Below are 18592 nucleotides of genomic sequence, written 5' to 3'. Positions count from 1 at the left end.
GCCAACATCTCAAGCCGCCGAACGCTTCGGCATTTCGCAGGGAGGGAGCGGACCGTGAAGGAATGGAAAAAAAACTATGATCTATATTTGCTCCTCGTGCCGGCCGCCGTCTTTTTCATCGTTTTCGCCTACGTCCCGATGGGCGGGCTGGTTATCGCCTTCAAGGACTACAACCTGTTCCGGGGCCTGTGGGGCAGCGATTGGTCCGGACTCGCCAATTTTCGGGAGATGTTCTCGATTCCCGAGTTTTTCCGGATCACGCGCAATACGCTGCTGCTGAATCTGCTCGGGCTGCTCGTCTGCTTCCCGGCGCCGATCCTGCTCGCGCTCATGCTGAACGAGGTGCGGTCCCGCTCGTTCAAGAAAATATCGCAGTCGATGCTCTACCTGCCCCACTTCATGTCCTGGATCGTGCTCGGCGGCATCGTATACGCGGTGCTGTCGCCGAAATACGGCGTCATCAACCAGATCTTGCGCTGGCTGGGCATGAAAGAGATCTACTTCATGGCGGATCAGACGTGGTGGATCATCACCTACACGCTGTCGGCCGTCTGGCAGAGCGCGGGTTGGGGGACGATCATCTACCTGGCGGCGATCACGGCGATCGATCCGGCGCTGTACGAAGCGGCGTCCATCGACGGCGCGGGACGCATCCGCAAGATCGCCAGCGTCACGCTGCCGAGCATCATGCCGACGATCGTCATTCTGTTCATCCTTGCCGTCGGCAACATGGTGTCGATCGGCATCGAGCAGCCGCTCGCGCTGGCCAATTCGGTCGTCAGCAACGTATCCGAGGTCATTAGCACGTACGTGTATCGTGTCGGCATCAAGCAGGGCGAATTCGGACTGACGACCGCGGTCGGCATGGTGCAGTCGGTCATCAATCTGTGTCTCGTCGTCGCGGCCAATCATTTTGCGAAAAGGGCGGGAGGCGAGGGACTATGGTAAGCGGCTCGGCAAGCAGCGAGGCGCAGCCGGCGGGCGAGCTAGCGCGGTCAACGCCGTCCACGCGTCCGAGGAAGGCGAAGCGCACGCCGGGCGAGCTCGTTTTCGACATCTTCGTATACAGCGCGCTCATCTTGTTCACGTTCATCTGCCTGTTTCCCTTTCTGAATACGCTTGCAAACGCCTTCAGCAGCAGCACCGCGATCCAGACGGGCAAAGTACTCTTGTGGCCGGTCGATTTCCAGGTCGGTTCGATGAAGATGATCCTGGCGGACAGCTCGGTCATCCGTTCGCTGCTCGTCACCGTCTTCCTGACGGTCGTCGGCACGACGCTGAACCTGCTGTTCACGATCATTACGGCTTACCCGCTGTCGCGCCGGGATCTCAAGGGCCGCGGAATCTTCATGCGGTTCATGGTCGTCACGATGCTGTTCAGCGGCGGCATGATCCCGCTGTTCCTCGTGGTCAAGTCGCTCCATCTGCTCGACACGCTGTGGGCGCTCATCATACCGGGCCTGATCAGCGCGTTTAACGTCATTATCATGAAAAGCTTCTTCCAGACGATTCCCGACGAGCTGCGGGAGGCCTCGGTCATGGACGGCTGCGGCAACATGCGCTATCTGATCCGGATCGTGCTCCCCCTCTCGGGGGCGTCGCTGGCGACGATCGGCCTGTTCTACGCGGTCGGCCACTGGAACGCCTACTTCGGCGCGGTGCTCTATATCGACAATCCCGACCTGCTCACGCTGCAGGCGAAGCTGCGCAACATCCTGCTGCTGTCGCAAATGGATACGTCGCTGGAGCAGATGACGATGGAGAGCAAGTTCACGGTCATCCAGGAATCGCTCAAGGCCGCCGTCATCGTGGTCGCCACGGTGCCGATCCTAATCGTATATCCTTTTTTGCAAAAGTACTTCGTCAAGGGCTCGATGCTCGGCTCCGTAAAAGGTTGAACGTCCGGATCGCGCGGCGCCGCGCCATTCGGGTTCACGATAGCGCTACTTCAGTCTTGATTACCAAGGAGGCAACCGGAATGATGGGGAGTTGGAAAAAAGGATTGCAGACGGCGCTGGCGGTCGCGCTGGTCACGCTGCCGCTCGCGGCATGCGGGGGCAATAACGAAAAGAGCGGCGCTTCGAGCGCGGCCGCGACCGGCAGCACGTCCGGCGCGACGCAGGCGGGAGACGGCAAGCTGGAAAAGGTGCGCGTATCGCTATGGGACCGTTCGAATTCGCCGAACGGCCAGAAGCTCGAAGACACCGTTATCGTTAAAAAGCTGCAGGAGGAAGCCCGCAAGGAAGGCCTCGATGTCGAATACGTCGTCCTGCCGCGTTCACAGGAAAGCGAGAAAAACAACATCTGGATGGCGTCCGGCGGCGGCCCCGACATTATTATCACTTACGATATGAACGCCATGTTCAAATGGGCGGAGCAAGGCGGCCTGTGGGAGCTGGACGATCTGCTCGACCAGTACGGACCGGACATTAAAAAGCTGATCGGCCCGTCGCTCGAGGTGGCCGGCACCTATAAGGGCAAGCGCTATGCGATTCCTGCGATGCGGATGAGCACGGCGGCGGCCTCCAACATGAAGATCCGCCAAGACTGGCTAGACAAGCTCGGCATGAAGGCGCCTACGACGCTCGACGAGCTGTACGAGACGCTCAAGGCGTTCAAGGAAAAGGACCCGGGCGGCGTCGGCAAGGACAACGTCGTGCCGTACGCGCTGCCGGCGATCTCGCAGGGCATGAAGGGCTTCTTCTTCGGCCCGATGTGGGGCGCGGGCGTGGCGATCGACGGTCCGGCCACCGAGATGTATATGCCGAGCGGCAACTTCGCGGACGGTACTTTCCACTCCGCGGTCGCGCTGAATGAGGGCAAGGAGTTCTTCCGCTTCCTCAACAAGCTGTACAAGGACGGTCTCATTTCCAAGGAATTCGTCACCGACGTCAACTCGCAGCAGTTCATCCAGAACTACACGTCCGGCGTAGCCGGCTTCATGGACTCGAACGAGGACCCGTGGACCGTTACCAAGGAAACGCGCAAAACGGTGCCCGAAGCGAAATGGGTGACGCTCGATCCCCTCGTGCGGCCGAACGGCACGCAGGCGATGACCGAAGCCAACGTTTACGGGCTGCTCAACCTGATTCCGAAGTCGTCCAAAAACCCGGCGGCCGCCGTCAAGTACCTGAACTTCCTGGCGAAAAACATCAAGCTCGTCCAGGCCGGCATTGAAGGCGTGCACTTCAAGGAGGAGGACGGCCTGTATGTGGCGATCGATCCGGTCAAAAACGCGGAGGAGATCGACTGGTACTTCAAGGACCTGAACCTCCTCACCCAAGGTTATATGGGCAATCCGACCAAGGACCAAATCAAGAAGCAGTTCGCCAACGAGCCCAATCCCGACGAGATCGCCGACATTCTTGACGCCTACTTCAAATCCTTCGAGAAGTACGGCAAGCAGGGGCCGCTCGTCGATACGCCGCGGCCCGTATCGGACAAGAGCGTCGCCAACATCACGAAGTTCCTGTACGACGCGCTCTCCAAGGCGGTTATCGCCAAGGACTTCGACGCGGAATGGGAGAACGTCGTGTCCGGCTGGAAGAAAAACGGCGGCGAGGAATACGACGCCGAAGTGACGCAAAACCTGGTCGCCATGAACTGGAAGACGACGAACGAATAAACGCTTGGGGCCTATGCCCGGGCAGGCCGAAGGACGGACCGGTCCGCGAACCGTCCGTCCTTCGGTCTGTCCGGAGCCGAAAGGAGGATGCGTGTGCAATCGACTGTCGAAGCGCGGATCGCCGAGCTCGTCCGCTTGCAGGAGGCGAGGCTCGCCGAGGAATGGACGCTGATAGAGGCCGAGAAGCGGAGTCTTCGCAAGAAAAGGGTGCAAGGAAGGGAGCTGAGCCGGCTGACGCTGCTCGCGGTGCTCTACTGCCAGCAGCATTCGCGCTATTATCGGGATCCGGCGGTTCTGGCGGCGCTCGAGGATACGGCTGACGAGCTGCTGGGCATCCAGCTGCCGAGCGGCAACGTATCGCTTTATAACTGCAACATCGATTCGCCGCCGGACACGGCGTTCACGTCGCATCTGGCCGCGCTTGTCGCGCAGCTGCTGCTGAAGGATGCGGGACAGGAGGCGGCGAAGGCGACGAACGCCGTGCTGACGTTTCTGCGGCGCGCCTCTCCCGCGCTGCTGGAGGGAGGCATTCATACGCCCAATCACCGCTGGGTGATGGCGTCGGCGCTTGCCAAAATGGAAGAGCTGTTCGGCGGGGCGGCGTACCGTGAGCGAGCGTTCGAATTTTTGAACGAAGGCCTGGACATTACCGACTACGGCGAGTGGACCGAGCGGAGCAACTCGATCTACAACGCGATTTGCGCTTATTACCTCTACGACGTAGGCATGGTGTTCAATTATGCGCCGGCGCTGGACGCGGGGGCGAGCACGCTGCGAATGATGCGTTACATGCTGCATCCGGGGGACACGATCGCGACCGAATATTCGGGCCGACAGGATCTCGGGCAGGTGGTCCGTATGGACGACCGCTACTACGTGGCGTTTCACCTCATCGCCGCGCGGGAGAGCGATCCGGAGCTGGCCGCGCTCGCTGCGGCCGCGGACCGGACGGCGCCGCGCGGGAGCGTGGCGCTGCTTCACTGGATGCTCATGCCGGAGCGGATGACGCCGACGGTCTCCGCTGCGCCGCCTTACGAGCGCTATACCGTGCTGCTCGGCGAAGGCAATCGCGCTCGCGTCCCCGACCGCGTGCCCTATCTCGGCCCGGTCGTCAAGCATCCGCACGGCGCGCCTGTCCTGCGGCACCGGCGAGGACCGCTAAGCGTCACCGCCATGGCGGGGCAGGCGGAGTGCTTGTACGTCCAATACGGCGAGGCGCGGTTGCTCGGACTGAAGCTCGGCATCGGCTGGTTCGGCGCCGGCGCTGTCTCTTTTCCGGGCATCGAGTCGCTGGGGGACGACCGCTTCCTGCTTCGCGCGGAGCTGGAGGGCTGCTACTTCGGCCCGCTCGCGGACGAGCACACGCTGCACGCCGGCGGCCGCTACGTCGATATGCCGAACCATCTGCGGCGCCGGATCGGCATCGTGCGCACGGCCGTCGGCATCGAGCTGACCCTGCTGGAGGACGGGCTGGACATGCGGGTCGTCTCGGACGATCCGCGCGGCATCTACCTGCAGGCGGTCTGCCTGTTCCCGCCGGAGGAAGGAGAGCTGAGCGGGGAAGGACTCGAGTCGACCGGGCCTATGACCATGCGCCTGTCAGGCGGCGCAGCCGTGTACAGGTCCGGCAGGTACGGCATCCGCATCGAAGGCGGCGCGGGCGAGCATGACGAGATCGCGATGCGCAACGACCCGCCAGATGCGCGCACGCATGCCGTGATGGTCAACTGGAGCACGCCGACCGACGCGACGCTCCGCGTTCGCGGCATTGAATTTGAAGAGGCGGACGGCAAGGAAGAGTAGCGCATGACGTGAATGAACACGGCTTGGCATGAAAAGAAGGGAGAACTTTTAGCATGAATATCGGCATTATCGGCATTGGCGTCATTGGAAAAAGGCATATCGGCAATCTGGTGAAAAGAGATGACGTTCGCATCGCCGCAGTCTGCGGCACGAACGCCGAGAAGACGGCCGGGATCGCGGCCGAGTACGGCGCCGAGCCCTTTACGGATTATCGGCTGCTGTTCGAGCGCACGCCGCTCGACGCGGTGTTCGTCTGCACGCCGCCGGGCGTGCGCAAGGGCCCGATTCTCGAAGCGGCGCAGCGCGGCATCGCCTGCTTCGTCGAGAAGCCGCCCGCAAGGTCGGTAAGCGAGGCGGAGGAGATCGCGGCGATCGTCCGCGAGAGCGGCATCGTATGCGCGGTCGGCTTTATGTACCGTTATGCGGGTGCCGTGACCATGGCCAGGGAGCTGATCGCGCGCAGCGGCGCTCCGGTGCCGATCGTGCGCAGCGTACACGCCTGCGCCGCCGGCCTTCCCGAAGCGCCGACCCCGCGCTGGCTGCTCGACAAGGCCAAGTCCGGCGGGCCGATGTTCGACCAGGCGATTCACTTGATCGACGCCGCCAGGTATATCGCGGGCGCGCAAGGCGGCGAGGTCGAGGCGATCCACGCCTTCGGCGCCAACGTGCAGCGGCCCAAGAGCGCGGACTACACGGTCGAGGACAACTTCGTCGTCAACCTGGCTTACGCGCGCGGGACGGTCCAGACGCATACGCATTCGTGGGGCGTGGAGCGGCCGCGGGTCGAGATCGAGCTGCTGGGCCGGGATTACCGGCTCACGGTCGACTTGTCCCGCCTGGGCAGCCGGCTGTACGGGGATTTCCGCGGCGAGGAGGTGTCCGCGCACTTTCCGGAGGAGAACATGTACGCGGACGAGGCGGCCGCTTTCCTCGAAGCGGCGCGTTCCGGCGATACGTCGGGGATCCGCTCCTCTTACGCGGATGCGGCCAGATCGCTCGAGCTGGTCGTGCGGGCGAACGAATCGGCGGACGAGGGGCGGTCGATCGGGTTGTAAAGAGGTCTAGACGAGGGCTTGGAGGACAATGCCGGAAACGGAGGCGAAGGCAAAGGCGGCGCGACCTGGCAACTGAACATTGTGTTAGAATGATGGCGATAGCGCTTCCATATGAGACCGACGCCGTCGGACGGGAGAATCGCCATGAATATGTTCAAGCTGCGGCCGCCGGGATGGCGGCGCATCCGGCTGCCTTTTAAGCTGCCGCTCGTCTATATGCCCTTGATCCTGCTGCCCGCCCTGGCGGGCATCTACATTCTGACGGACAGCTACACGGCCTCGTCCAAGGCGCGGACCGCCGAGTATGCGACCGACCTGCTCGCCCTGATGGCGCAGAAGATCGACGACCGGCTGGGCAGCTACGAGCAACTGAGCAAGCAGATTATGACGGACGACGAGCTGCTGTCGCGGCTTGCGGTGAAGCCGGCCTCGGTGTACGAGCGCTTCGAGATCCAGAACGCGATCAACGAGCGTCTCAATGTCTTCTGGCTCGGCTCGGATCAAAATGCCTATATCCGCGCCATCAAGCTGACGACGCCGGACGCCGAGTATACGTACGGCACCGATGCGATCGACGGCTTCGGCGCGGACGATGCCGATTATCAGGCGCGCGTGGCCGAAATGAAGGGCGGGGCCGTTTGGTTTCGCCCCGAGGCGTACAGCGACGGCTACGCTTCGTTCGATGCGCTCCGGCTTGGCCGGTCGATCCGGGACAAGAAGCTGAGCGCGCTCGGGACGCTTACGATCGTGATCCGGACGGACGCGGTCACGGACATTTTCAGCCAGACGAAGTTCAGGGAGAACGCCGCGATCCGGCTGCTGACGGGCAAGGGCGAGGAGATTCTCGGCAACGGGAAAACGGCGCAGGCGGGGGAGCGGCAGCTGCTGACCTACTCGCGGGACAGCATCCGCAACGGCTGGCAGCTGTCCGCGCAGCTCCCGCTCAATCAGCTGTACGAGCCGATCTACCGTACGGCCCGCATGGCGACGTTTATCGTGCTGGGCTGCATCGTCCTGGGACTCGTCCTGACGCAGCTGCTCGTCATCGACCTGGTCATCCCGATCCGGCGGCTCATGGTCAACATGAAGCAGGGAATCAAGGGCGTGCGGCCCGGCCGGCTCAAGCGGTTCGGGGGCGCGATCGAGATCGTGGAGATGAACGACACGTTTATCTCCGTCATGTACGAGATCGAGCGGCTCATCGAAGAAGCGTCCCGCCAGGAGCGGCAGAAAAAAGAGGCGGAGATCCGCGTGCTGCAAAATCAGCTGTCTCCCCATTTTCTGCACAACACGCTGAACTCGATCCGCTGGATGGCGATGATTCAGAAGCAGGACAATATCAAGGAGACGGTCGACTCGCTGAACCGGCTGCTGACGTACGCGCTGCGCGGCGGCGGCGGGCCGGTGCCCCTCGGGACCGAGGTGGAGATGCTCCGGAGCTACGTCACCATCCAGAAGGTGCGGTATCAGCACTTCGGCTTCGAGTCGCGGGTTCCGCAGGCGCTCGAGGCTGCGCTCGTGCCGAAGTTCCTGCTCCAGCCGCTGATCGAGAACGCGCTGCTTCACGGACTGGCGGACGCCGACCGGCCGGGAGAGATCTCGGTCGAGGCAGCGACTGCGGGCAGGACGCTCGTGCTGACGGTGTCGGACAACGGCGTCGGCATGTCGCCCGAGCGACACGCGGCGGTGGTCGCGAGCCTCGACGGCGGCGACGGACGGTCGCGGCCCGAGGAGGGCGGCGCGCGGATCGGCCTGCGGAGCGTGCACGAGCGGGTGCAGCTGCACTACGGGGCGCAGTACGGGCTGCGCGTCGCGAGCGCGCCGGGCGAAGGCGCGACGCTGACGATCAGGCTGCCGCTGCAGCGGGAGGAAGGGGGAGAAGCCGATGCGCAGCGTCATGATCGTGGATGACGAGTCGCTCGTCCGGATCGGCCTGCAGTCGATGATCGACTGGGAGGCGCACGGATTTCGGATCGCGGGCGTATTCAAAAACGGCGAGGAGGCATTGGCTGCATGCGCGCAGCAAGCCTTCGACGTGGTGCTCACGGACATCCGGATGCCCGGCATGGACGGCTTCGAGCTGATCCGGGGGCTGCGGACGGCGGCGCCTGCCGCGCGGGTCGTCATCTTAAGCAGCTACAACGACTTCGAGCATACGCGCCAGGCGATCCGGCTCGGGGTGCAGGATTACATCTCCAAGTATGAAATGGAGCCGGAGGAGCTGCTGCGGGTGCTGGGCGGACTCGAATTCGAGGCGGCGGAGGGGACAGGGACTGGGACGGGGACGCCCGTCGGCGATGCGCCTGCGGGTGGCGGCCGAGACGCTGCGCTCGCTGACGAGTCGCGGCTGCTGCTGGAGCGCACGGATGTACGCGCTTCGGCCGCAGGAGAGGCGCAGGCGAATGAGCGGGCGTTCCCGGCGCTCGCGGCCGCGCTGGTGGGCCGCGGCCGTCTTTTTCGCTGGGCGGCGCTGAAGCCCGTCCCTCGCGAGGTCGGCTACGCCGCGGCGGAACGGCGGGCGATGCTGTATCTGGCGGAGGAGCTGTTCGCGCGGCTGCGTCTTCCCGTGCTGTTCGGCGAGAGCGAGGAGATGCTGCACGGCGGCTGCGTCTGGGGAGAGTCGGCGGCGGCGCCCCGGTCCGAGGACGCGGCAGGTCCGCAACGGGCGGCCGACAAACGCGCGACTGCGGATGCGCGGGCGACTGCGGATGCGCGGTCGGATTTGGAGCTGGATACGGATGCGGCGACGTCGGACACGGTTGCGGCGGCGGACCGTGAAGCCTTCGCCAAAATGGCGCAGGAGTGGGCGGCTGCCTTCCAGCAGAAGCTCAACGTGACGCTGGCCATCGGGTTTTCCGCGCCGCAGGACGTTGGCGGCGACTGGACGGCTGCGAGGCGCGGCGCCGAGTCGGCTGCGGCCGTCGCGCTGTTCGAGGGCGGCGTGCGCTTCCGCGAGACGGCGGGCGAGCGAGGCGCGATCCCGGATGCCGAATGGCTGGCGCTGTACAAAGGCTTCAAGCAGCGTCTTCGGCTGCTGCAGCCGGGCGCGCTCGCGGACGATCTGCTCGCGCTTCGCGCGGAGCGCGAAGATCGTTACAGGCCGGCCGAGTGGATCCGGCTGGGCGTGGCGGCGGTCTCGCAGCTCGCGGACTTCCTGATCGAGCGGTATAATCCGGGGCCGGAGGAGCTGCGCGAGCGGTTCGGCGCTCTGTGGCCCTTCGCGGAGGCGGCGGGCAGCGTCCGCACGGCAGAGGCGTGGAGCCGGACGCTCGGCGCCATCGCGGCGAAGTCGGCGGAGCTGGTCGCGCGCAAGCAGGCGCGCGACGGCTGGGTCGCGCGGGTGCGGGATTACGTCGAGGCGCATTATGCCGATCCGATCCGCCTGGAGGACATGGCCCAGCTGGCCGGGTTCAGCGAGAACCACTTTGGACAGCGGTTCAGGCAGGAGACAGGGAAGTCCTTTTCGGACCATCTGACGGACGTGCGCATCAAGGAGGCGGTACGGCTGTTCCGCGAGACGGAGCTGTCGACCGAGGAGATCGCGTCGCGCGTCGGCTACGCCAATCCCAATTACTTCGTCAAGGTGTTCAAGCGGGCCACGGGCCAGACCATCAGCCATTTTAAAGGCCGGCGGTGATTGCTTGCGGGAGCGCGGCGACGCCGGGATCGTGCGCAAAAGCGCTTATCGGCGGCTCGCCCGCGCCAAGCCGACGGGCGGACGGCAGTTTCCTTCCCGCGATCCGCGTTGATCGTGGCATGAGATTCGTTGAATTTGGCACGGGAGCGGAATCCGGCACCGCGGGTTCCGTTTTTTATGGCACGGAACGCGGGGCGGCGTGCATGGAACGGATGACGTGGTAACGCTTACAATAAAACCAGATCGCGATCCGCTGTGCCTTGCGCCACCATCTAAGGATTTGTTTATTCAGGAGGGGTTCATCTTGCAAAAAAGCAAACCGTTCGCCGTCCTCGCCGCCGCTGCCCTGCTCGCGTTGACGCTGCAAGCCTGCGGAGGCAATGACAACAACGAAGGCAGCGCGTCTTCCAGTGTGCCGTCGCCTTCCTCCGCCGGCTCGTCCGCATCGGCTTCGCCGAGCGCCGCCGCTCCGTCGGGAGAGAACGTCACGCTCAAAGTGTGGGGAGACCTGGGCAACCAGGCCGTGCTGGAGGAGCCGTTCAAAAAGATCAACGCGGCTTTCGAGCAAAAGTATCCGAACATCAAGCTGACCTACGATTTCGCCCAAAACGACCAGAGCCTGAACGTGGCCCTCCAAGCCAACGAGCTGCCCGACCTGTTCTGGGTGCAGGGCGACAAGACGTCCAAGATGGGCGAGATGGTCAAAAACGGATTTCTGCTCGACCTGACGTCCTACAACATGGACCTCAGCCGCAATGCCGATCCGGAAAAAGCCTACTGCACCGTAGACGGCAAGCTCTACTGCTCGCTCCCGTCCTTTTTCGATACGAACGTCGTGTACTACAACAAAGACTTGTTCGATAAAAACGGCCTGAGCGTACCCGCCAACTGGGACGAATTCGTCCAGGGCCTCGACAAGCTGAAGGCCGCAGGCGTCACGCCGATCGCGCTGGCGGGCAAGAGCGAGTGGGATCGCGCGTGGCCGATCTTCGCCTTCGCCCCGGCATTCGCAAACGCCGCCCTGCAAAAGGCGCAAGCCGGCGAGGGCAAGCTGACCGATCCGACCGTCGCCGAGACGTTCCAGGCGTTCCGCGACTTCGCCGACAAGGGGTACTTCGGCAAAGACTTCCTCGCCCAGGACATGGCGGGCGCGCAGTTCGCCTTCACCAACGGCAAGGCGGCGGCCATCATCGACGGCACCTGGAACAACGCCACCTACGTCGCGGCGGGCATCAACCTCGGCCGCTTCCCGGTTCCGAACAAAGAAGGCAAGCGCGTCGTGCAATCGAGCTACAGCAACTTCATGACCTACGCGATCTCCTCCAAATCGGAGCATCCGGCCGAAGCGGTTAAGTATCTGGAGTTCCTCAGCAGCCAGGAAGCGCAGCAGATCATGGAGGACTCGACGGGCCTCGTGCCGACGATCAAGGACATCGCGCCGAAGGACGAGGGCGTCAAGGAGCTCGCCGTATTCGACGAAGCCGGCCTCAACATCTACTCCGTGCTCACCGCGCTGTCCACGCCGGAGTCCAACGCCGCCGACATCATGATGAAGGACGTCATTCCGAAGCTGATGACCGGCGCGATCACGGGCGAAGAAGGCGCAGCCATCCTCGACAAAGCGGCCAAGTATCCAGGCCAATAAGGCACGTTACTCCACGAAATCCGGGCACGTCCGGGCGGCGGCGCATCGCCGCCCGCGCGTCTCGCGCATGAAGGAAGGTGGCCGCCATGGCCTGGATCCGCAGCAAGCCGTTTATCTGGTTCATCCTGCCGGGCTTCCTGCTTTATTCGCTCTTTTCCGTCTATCCGATCTTCTCGGCGATCCAGATCAGCCTGACCCGCTGGGACGGCATCGGCAAAAAGAAGTTCGTCGGCTTCGGCAACTACGGCGAGCTGTTCTCGAATCCGGAGCTGTTCCGCCAGTTGACGGGCGCCCTGGGCCACAGCGCCACGATCTTCGCGCTGAACGCGCTTGTCGTGCTTCCCGCGCAGCTCTATCTGGCCTATCTTATCTACGGCAAAATCCGGGGGCACCGCTTTTTCCAGGCGATGATCTTCTCCCCGCAATTCATAGCGACGCCGGTCATCGTGTTCATGGGCACGCTCGTGTTCGACGGCAACATCGGCGTGTTCAACAAGCTGCTCGAGACGGTCGGCCTGGGCAGTTGGACGCGGCCCTGGATGGGCCTGCCCGAGCTCGGCATCTACATCGTCTGGCTGCTGGTCGCCTGGTCGGGCATCGGCGTCGGCATGATCTTTTTCCTCGGCGCGATGAAAATGATCTCCGGCGAGATCATCGAGGCCGCGCTGCTTGACGGAGCTTCCTACTGGGGGCGCTTCTTCCGCATCGTGCTGCCGCAGATCAAGACGACGATCCTTAACATGCTGATCCTGACGTACATTTTCGCCATGACGCTGTTCGACTACAGCTTCATTCTCGGCGGCGCGTCGGGCGGCATCAATCGGAGCGTCGACGTGATGGCCTTGTTTTTCTACCGGATCTCGTTCGGCGACAACAGCGCGGTGGGCGGCACGACCAACGTGAACGCGATGGGTATGGGGACGACGATCGCCTGCGTGATGTTCGTCATCGTCTTCGCCGTCGCGCTCGTCCAGGTGGCCCTCACTTACCGCAGAGCGGAGGACTGACATGAGACTGAGACCGAAGCGGACGCCCGTCAGCGCGGCGATCCTCTGGATATACTCGCTGCTGACGCTGATGCTGCTCTGCTACATGACCTACCAATCGCTGCGTCCCAAAAAAGAGCTGCTCTCCGCCACCTTCGGCATGCCGAAGCACCTGGGCTTCGGCAATTTCCGCAAGCTGTTCGCGGAGGCAGGCTTCTTCACATACCTGCTCAACAGCGCGCTCATCCTGTTCGGCTCGCTCGCCATCGTCGTGCTGCTGTCCACGATGGTCGCGTACGGGATCGGCAAGTTCAATTTCCGTTTCAAAAGCGGGCTGCTGCTCTACTTTTTGATCGGCCTCATGTTCCCCGTGCAGCTCGGGATCGTCCCGATCTTCCTGCTCATTCGCGATATGCACCTGCTGAACAGCCAATGGGCCGTCATCCTGGTGCTCGCCTCGGGGCTGTCGATGCCCGTGTTTCTGTTGACCACCTTTTTCGCCAAACTGCCGCACGACCTGTACGAATCGGCCAAGATCGACGGCGCCGGGGAGTGGACGACCTTTTTGCGCGTGATGTTCCCGCTGGCGAGTCCCGTCACTTTCAGCGTCTGCATCATCATGTCCATGCAGATCTGGAACCAGTTTTTCGTGCCGCTCATCTTCCTGCAGAGCGAGACCCGCAAGACGATCCCGCTTATGATCATGAAGTTCACGACCAACGTGCTGTACAACATGGATCTCGCGCTCGTCGGCTCGGTCATGGCGACGGTACCGCTGCTCATCCTGTTCTTCTTCTTCTCCGGCCGCGTCATCGAGGGCGTGGCGGCGGGCGGCGTGAAGGGGTGACGACGGGCGGCGTGAAGGGGTGACGGCAACCCCGGCAACCCCGGCAACCCCGGCAACCCCGGCAACCCCGGCAGCCCCGGCAACCCCGGCAACCCCGGCAACCCCGGCAACCCCGGCAACCCCGGCAACCCCGGCAACCCCGGCAACCTCGGCAACCCGGCAACCCCGGCAACCCCGGCAACCCCGGCAACCCCGGCAACCCCGGCAACCCCGGCAACCCCGGCAACCTTGCTCGACTGCATAACGGACCGCAGATCCGTTATTTGAACAAACGAGTTGGTTTTGATGCAACGCGCGGACTCAGGAGCCGCTATTGCCCGGTTTGCAGCGTGGAAACGCGCAATATTGGCGGAATAACGGAACTGGAGTCCGTAATGTGTGGAAAACGAGGACAATCGCGACGATAGCGGACGCACAGTCCGCTTGTCCGACGCGATAAGGCGGTTGTGGCATTTGCAGAACCATTTTACGTATGACTGCACGATTCGGCTCGACAAATGACGTCCCTAAGGAGAGAAAAATCATGACGACGCTGCAAGCCGTACGTCTCAGGACGGAATATTTGGAGGACCCGCTCGGCATCGACACGCTCGCGCCGCGGCTCGGGTGGACGTTGTCGGACGCGGGCGGAAGGCGCGGGGCTGCGCAGACGGCTTATCGCATCCTGGCCGCCTCTTCCCCGGAGCGACTCGCGGCCGACGAGGGGGACTTGTGGGACAGCGGCATCGCGGTTTCGGCCAGCTCCGCCCATGTCAGCTACGAGGGCGCTGCGCTGCACGCCGGTCAACCGGTCTGGTGGAAGGTGCAAGTCCGGGACGAGCGCGGCGACTGGGGAGCGTGGAGCGACGGCGCGCGCTGGTCCGTCGGCCTGCTGAGCCGGGGCGAATGGGAAGGCATCTGGATCGGCCGCAAGATCGGCCGCAAACCGACTCGCGAGCAGCCGCTGCCCGCGGTTTATTTGCGTCGCCGCTTCGCGTCGCGCGCGGGCGTGCGACGCGCGACCGTGTACGCGACGGCGCTCGGGCTGTACAGGCTGCACCTGAACGGCCGGCGCATCGGCCAAGACGCGCTCGCGCCGGAGTGGACCGACTATCACGTCCGCGTGCAGTACCAGACGTATGATGTCACGGAGCTGCTGCAGGAGGGGGACAACGCGCTGGCCGTCACGCTCGGGCACGGCTGGTACACCGGTTACATCGGCATGTACGGCTATCAGAAGTACGGGATGGATCCGTCCTTTTTGCTCCAGCTGAACATCAAATACGAGGACGGGACGACGCAATCCGTATGCACCGACGAAACGTGGCGCGCGAGCTACGGTCCGATCGTCGCCGCGGACATTCAGATGGGCGAAACGCATGACGCCCGTCTGGCGGAGCCGCAATGGGAGCAGCCGACGTTTGAAGACGCGGCCTGGGCCCTGGCGACGCGCATGTACGATTACCGCGGGCTGGTCGTCGCGCAAATGTCGCCGCCCATCCGCGTCACTCAGGAGCTCGCGCCCGCGGAGGTGCGGCTGTTGTCCGAAGGCCGCGCGCTCGTGGACATGGGGCAGATGACGAGCGGCTACCTGCGCGTCGTTTTCGAAGCGGCGGAGGGCGTCCAATACACGCTGCGCTACGCGGAAGCGCTGGACGAGCAAGGCGAACTGTACACCGCCAACCTGCGCTATGCAAGACAGACGGACGCCTACATTTGCGTAGGCGACGGGCGCGAGACGTTCGAGCCGCTGTTCACTTATCACGGCTACCGCTACGTCGAGATCTCGGGAGGCCCGACGCCAAGGCCCGAGGATATCGTCGGCGTCGTGGTGCATTCTGCGCTGCCCGAGGCGGGAACGCTTGAGACGTCCGACCCGCTCGTCAACCGGCTGCTCTCCAACATCCGCTGGACGCAGCGGGCCAACTACATGAGCGTGCCGACCGACTGCCCGCAGCGCGACGAGCGCCACGGCTGGACGGGCGACGCGCAAATTTTCGCGCGGACGGCGGCCTACAACATGGACGTGTCCGCATTCCTGGCCAAGTGGCTGACCGATCTCGACGACGGCCAGCGTCCGACGGGGGCGTATACCGACTTCGCGCCGTTCATCTTCGGACCGAAGACGGAGTTCGACAACGACTTTACCTACACGCACACGGCCTCGTCCGGCTGGGCGGACGCGCCGCCGATCATCGCCAAGCTGCTGCACGAGCTGTACGGCGACCGCGAGGTGCTGCGGCGACATTATCCGGCGCTGCGGCGCTGGATGGCATTTAACGAGACGCTGTACCCGGACGGCATCCGCCGCGACGCGCCTCAATACGGCGACTGGCTGTCGCTGCCGGAGCGGCCATACGAGGAGGCGAAGGCCGAGCTCGGCTGGCTGATCGACACGCTCTCGACGACGCCGTACGACGTGTTCGGCACCGCATACTACGCGGACGGGGCCGCGATCATGGCCGACATCGCGCGCGAGCTTGGCGAGATTGCGGACGCGGAACGGTACAGTGCGCTGCACGAGAAAATCAAGCAAGCATTCCAGCGTGAATTCGTAGATGGGGACGGACGCATCAAAGGTGATACGCAAACGGTATACGCCATGGCTCTCGCCTGGGATCTGCTGTCTCCGGTGCAGCGGGAGACTGCGATGGCGCGTCTGACGGGCAAGATCGAGTCGGCGGGCGTGATGGCGGCAACGGGCTTTCACGGCACGCGGCTGGTCATGGACGTGCTGAGCGACGGAGGGCGCGAGGATCTGGCTTTTGGCCTGTTGACGCGCAAGGCTTACCCGTCGTGGTTGTACTCGGTGCTGCAAGGCGCAACGACGATCTGGGAGCGCTGGGACGGCTGGACGGAGGAGCGGGGCTTCCAGCGGCCGGGGATGAATTCGCTCTGCCACTACGCGTTCGGCGCGGTCGGCGAATGGATCTACAAGCATGTCGGCGGCATCGCCCCCGACCCTGCGGCGCCGGGCTTCGGACGCGCCATCGTTCGCCCGCGTCCGCTCGGCGGATTCACGTGGGCGAGATGCGGCTACGATTCGATCCGCGGCCGTTACGAGGTCGATTGGCGGCTCGCGGGAAGCGGCGCGCTCGAGCTAGCGGTGACGGTGCCCGCAGGTGGGGAGGCGATCGTGCACGTGCCGGCCGACGCCGGGACCCCCGTGCTGGAATCCGGCAAGTCCGCCGTAGAATCGGAAGGCATCGAAGCGCTGGGACGGGCAGGCGACTGCGAGACGTACCGGGCCGCGTCCGGACGCTATCTTTTCACATCACAATGGCATCCTCAAGGAGGCTCGCAGCCATGACGCGAAGACTGATCGATCTGTCGATGGACATTTATCACGGGGCGCCCACGTTCGCCTTCGATCCGAAATGCGCCGTCATCGTCCACAACACGGTGGACACGATCGGCTACAACATCTCGCAGCTGTCGATGAGCACGCACCAGGGCACGCACCTCGACGCCCCTTTCCATTTTCTGAACGAAGGCAATACGGTGGACCGTCTCGATCTGAATCGCTGCATCGGGGAAGCGCTGCTCGTCGACCTGTCGCACAAGCGTCCGAAGGAGCCGATCGGCGTGGCGGACTTTGCGCCCTATGCGGACCGGATCGGCGAAGGGACCCGGCTTGTCTACCGCACGGACTGGCATCTGCAGTACCCGCGCAAGCACTATTTCAGCGACTTTCCGTACATGACGCTGGAGCTGGCGGAATGGCTGGCCGACCGGCGGATCGCGCTCATCGGGATGGACGTGCCGACGCCCAATCCGACCGACTTCGACCCGGTGCATAAGGCGCTGCTGGGGTCAGAGATCGTGATCGTGGAAGGCTTGGCGAACCTCGGGGCGATCGGCCGGGGCGAATTTTTCCTGATGGCGGCGCCGCTCAAAATTACGGGGCGGGACGGCGCGCCGATCCGGGCGGTGGGCATGGTGGATGACGGCGGGCAGACCGGGCTGGCGGAAAAGAAGGCATCCGGCGAAAATGCGGAACATTCGAGCAGTGATGCAGCAGAAGAGGAGGCGCGGTCATGACGCAGCAAGCAAGCTGGCAAGTCGCTGTCACGGACAGCGGCTTCCCCGATCTGGCGCCGGAGGCCGAGGCGCTGGCCGGCACGGGGGCGGTGCTGCTGCCCGGCCAGTGCCGGACGGCCGGCGAGGTGGCGGAGCTGTGCGCGGACGCCGACGCGGTGCTGACGCAGTGGGCGCCCGTGACGGCGGAGGCGATCGATCGGATGACGCGCTGCCGGGTCATCGTGCGGTACGGCATCGGCGTGGACAACGTCGATCTGGAAGCGGCGCGGGCCAAGGGCATACCGGTGGCGAACGTGCCGGACTACGCGATCGAGGAGGTCGCGGATCATGCGATGTCGCTGCTGCTCGCCTCGGTCCGCAAGATCCCGCAGGTCGCGGCGCAGGTGCGGGAGGGCGTCTGGGAGATCGCGCCGCGGCGACCGATCGTCGGCCTGCAAGGCCGCAAGCTCGGCGTGGCGGGCTTTGGCAACATCGCGCGGGCGGTCGTCCGCAGGGCGCAGGCGTTCGGCTTGCAGACGATCGCGTACGATCCGTACGCGAATCCGGAGCTGTTCGCCAAGCACGGCACGACGCGCGTGGATTGGGAGACGCTGCTGGCGGAGAGCGAATTCATCTCCGTTCATTTGCCGCTCGTGGAGTCGACGCGCCGCCTGTTCGACGACCGCGCGTTTGCCGCGATGAAGCCAGGCGCGCATCTGGTGAACACGTCGCGGGGCGGCGTCGTGGAGACGGAAGCGCTCGTGCGGGCGCTGCAGGACGGCAAGCTGGCCGGCGCCGCGCTCGACGTGCTGGAGGAGGAGCCCGTTCCTGCCGGGCATCCGCTGCTGGCGATCGACAGCTGCATCCTCACGAGTCATTGCGCATGGTATTCGGAGAGCTCGCTGATTCGGCTGCAGCGGTATGCCGCGCTTGAGGTCCGGCGCGTACTGGAGGGCGGCAGCCCGCAGCATGTCGTAAACGGCGTCGACGTATGA

At 64.2% G+C, this 18592-nt stretch carries 13 protein-coding genes; all 13 read left to right on the top strand.

The features are described from left to right. Positions 1-54 precede the first annotated feature (54 nt). The 13 genes from ACFOTD_RS27370 to ACFOTD_RS27310 all read left to right on the top strand — a co-directional run bounded on the left by ACFOTD_RS27370 (position 55) and on the right by ACFOTD_RS27310 (position 18592). Complete coding sequence (locus ACFOTD_RS27370; protein WP_378123129.1) at positions 55-948, top strand: ABC transporter permease; 894 nt, start codon at positions 55-57, stop codon at positions 946-948. Then, positions 942-1898 carry a carbohydrate ABC transporter permease gene (locus tag ACFOTD_RS27365; RefSeq protein ID WP_378123128.1) on the top strand — a complete coding sequence of 319 codons (957 nt, stop codon included), beginning with the start codon at positions 942-944 and terminating at the stop codon, positions 1896-1898. The genes ACFOTD_RS27370 and ACFOTD_RS27365 overlap by 7 nt, the downstream gene beginning before the upstream one ends. Positions 1899-1978: 80 nt before the next feature. After that, complete coding sequence (locus ACFOTD_RS27360; protein WP_378123127.1) at positions 1979-3625, top strand: extracellular solute-binding protein; 1647 nt, start codon at positions 1979-1981, stop codon at positions 3623-3625. Positions 3626-3718: 93 nt separating this feature from the next. Beyond that, positions 3719-5428 carry a hypothetical protein gene (locus ACFOTD_RS27355; protein WP_378123126.1) on the top strand — a complete coding sequence of 570 codons (1710 nt, stop codon included), beginning with the start codon at positions 3719-3721 and terminating at the stop codon, positions 5426-5428. A gap of 53 nt (positions 5429-5481) precedes the next feature. After that, entirely contained in the window at positions 5482-6483 is a 1002-nt protein-coding gene (locus tag ACFOTD_RS27350; protein ID WP_378123125.1) for a Gfo/Idh/MocA family protein, read from the top strand. 144 nt (positions 6484-6627) lie between these two features. Beyond that, positions 6628-8394 (top strand): cache domain-containing sensor histidine kinase, encoded by a 1767-nt coding sequence (locus ACFOTD_RS27345; protein ID WP_378123124.1) that lies wholly within the window; start codon positions 6628-6630, stop codon positions 8392-8394. Continuing rightward, entirely contained in the window at positions 8369-10120 is a 1752-nt protein-coding gene (locus tag ACFOTD_RS27340) for a response regulator (RefSeq protein ID WP_378123123.1), read from the top strand. The genes ACFOTD_RS27345 and ACFOTD_RS27340 overlap by 26 nt, the downstream gene beginning before the upstream one ends. A 304-nt stretch (positions 10121-10424) precedes the next feature. Then, entirely contained in the window at positions 10425-11765 is a 1341-nt protein-coding gene (locus tag ACFOTD_RS27335; protein ID WP_378123122.1) for an ABC transporter substrate-binding protein, read from the top strand. Between the two features lie 86 nt (positions 11766-11851). After that, entirely contained in the window at positions 11852-12772 is a 921-nt protein-coding gene (locus tag ACFOTD_RS27330) for a carbohydrate ABC transporter permease (protein ID WP_378123121.1), read from the top strand. A 1-nt stretch (position 12773) separates the two neighbouring features. Further along, on the top strand, positions 12774-13598 hold the full coding sequence (locus ACFOTD_RS27325) for a carbohydrate ABC transporter permease (RefSeq protein WP_378123120.1): 825 nt from the start codon (positions 12774-12776) through the stop codon (positions 13596-13598). A 523-nt stretch (positions 13599-14121) separates the two neighbouring features. Continuing rightward, positions 14122-16887 carry an alpha-L-rhamnosidase gene (locus ACFOTD_RS27320; RefSeq protein WP_378123119.1) on the top strand — a complete coding sequence of 922 codons (2766 nt, stop codon included), beginning with the start codon at positions 14122-14124 and terminating at the stop codon, positions 16885-16887. Continuing rightward, positions 16884-17618: a cyclase family protein gene (locus ACFOTD_RS27315; RefSeq protein ID WP_378123118.1), complete on the top strand. Its 735-nt coding sequence runs from the start codon at positions 16884-16886 to the stop codon at positions 17616-17618. Before ACFOTD_RS27320 ends, ACFOTD_RS27315 begins: the two co-directional genes overlap by 4 nt. Beyond that, complete coding sequence (locus ACFOTD_RS27310) at positions 17615-18592, top strand: C-terminal binding protein (RefSeq protein WP_378123117.1); 978 nt, start codon at positions 17615-17617, stop codon at positions 18590-18592. Before ACFOTD_RS27315 ends, ACFOTD_RS27310 begins: the two co-directional genes overlap by 4 nt.

The sequence above is a fragment of the Cohnella sp. GCM10012308 genome (assembly GCF_042649185.1).
Classification (GTDB): Bacteria; Bacillota; Bacilli; order Paenibacillales; family Paenibacillaceae; genus Cohnella.
Note: the sequence above shows the minus strand (reverse complement) of the source record. Positions and strands in the feature narration are given on the sequence as shown.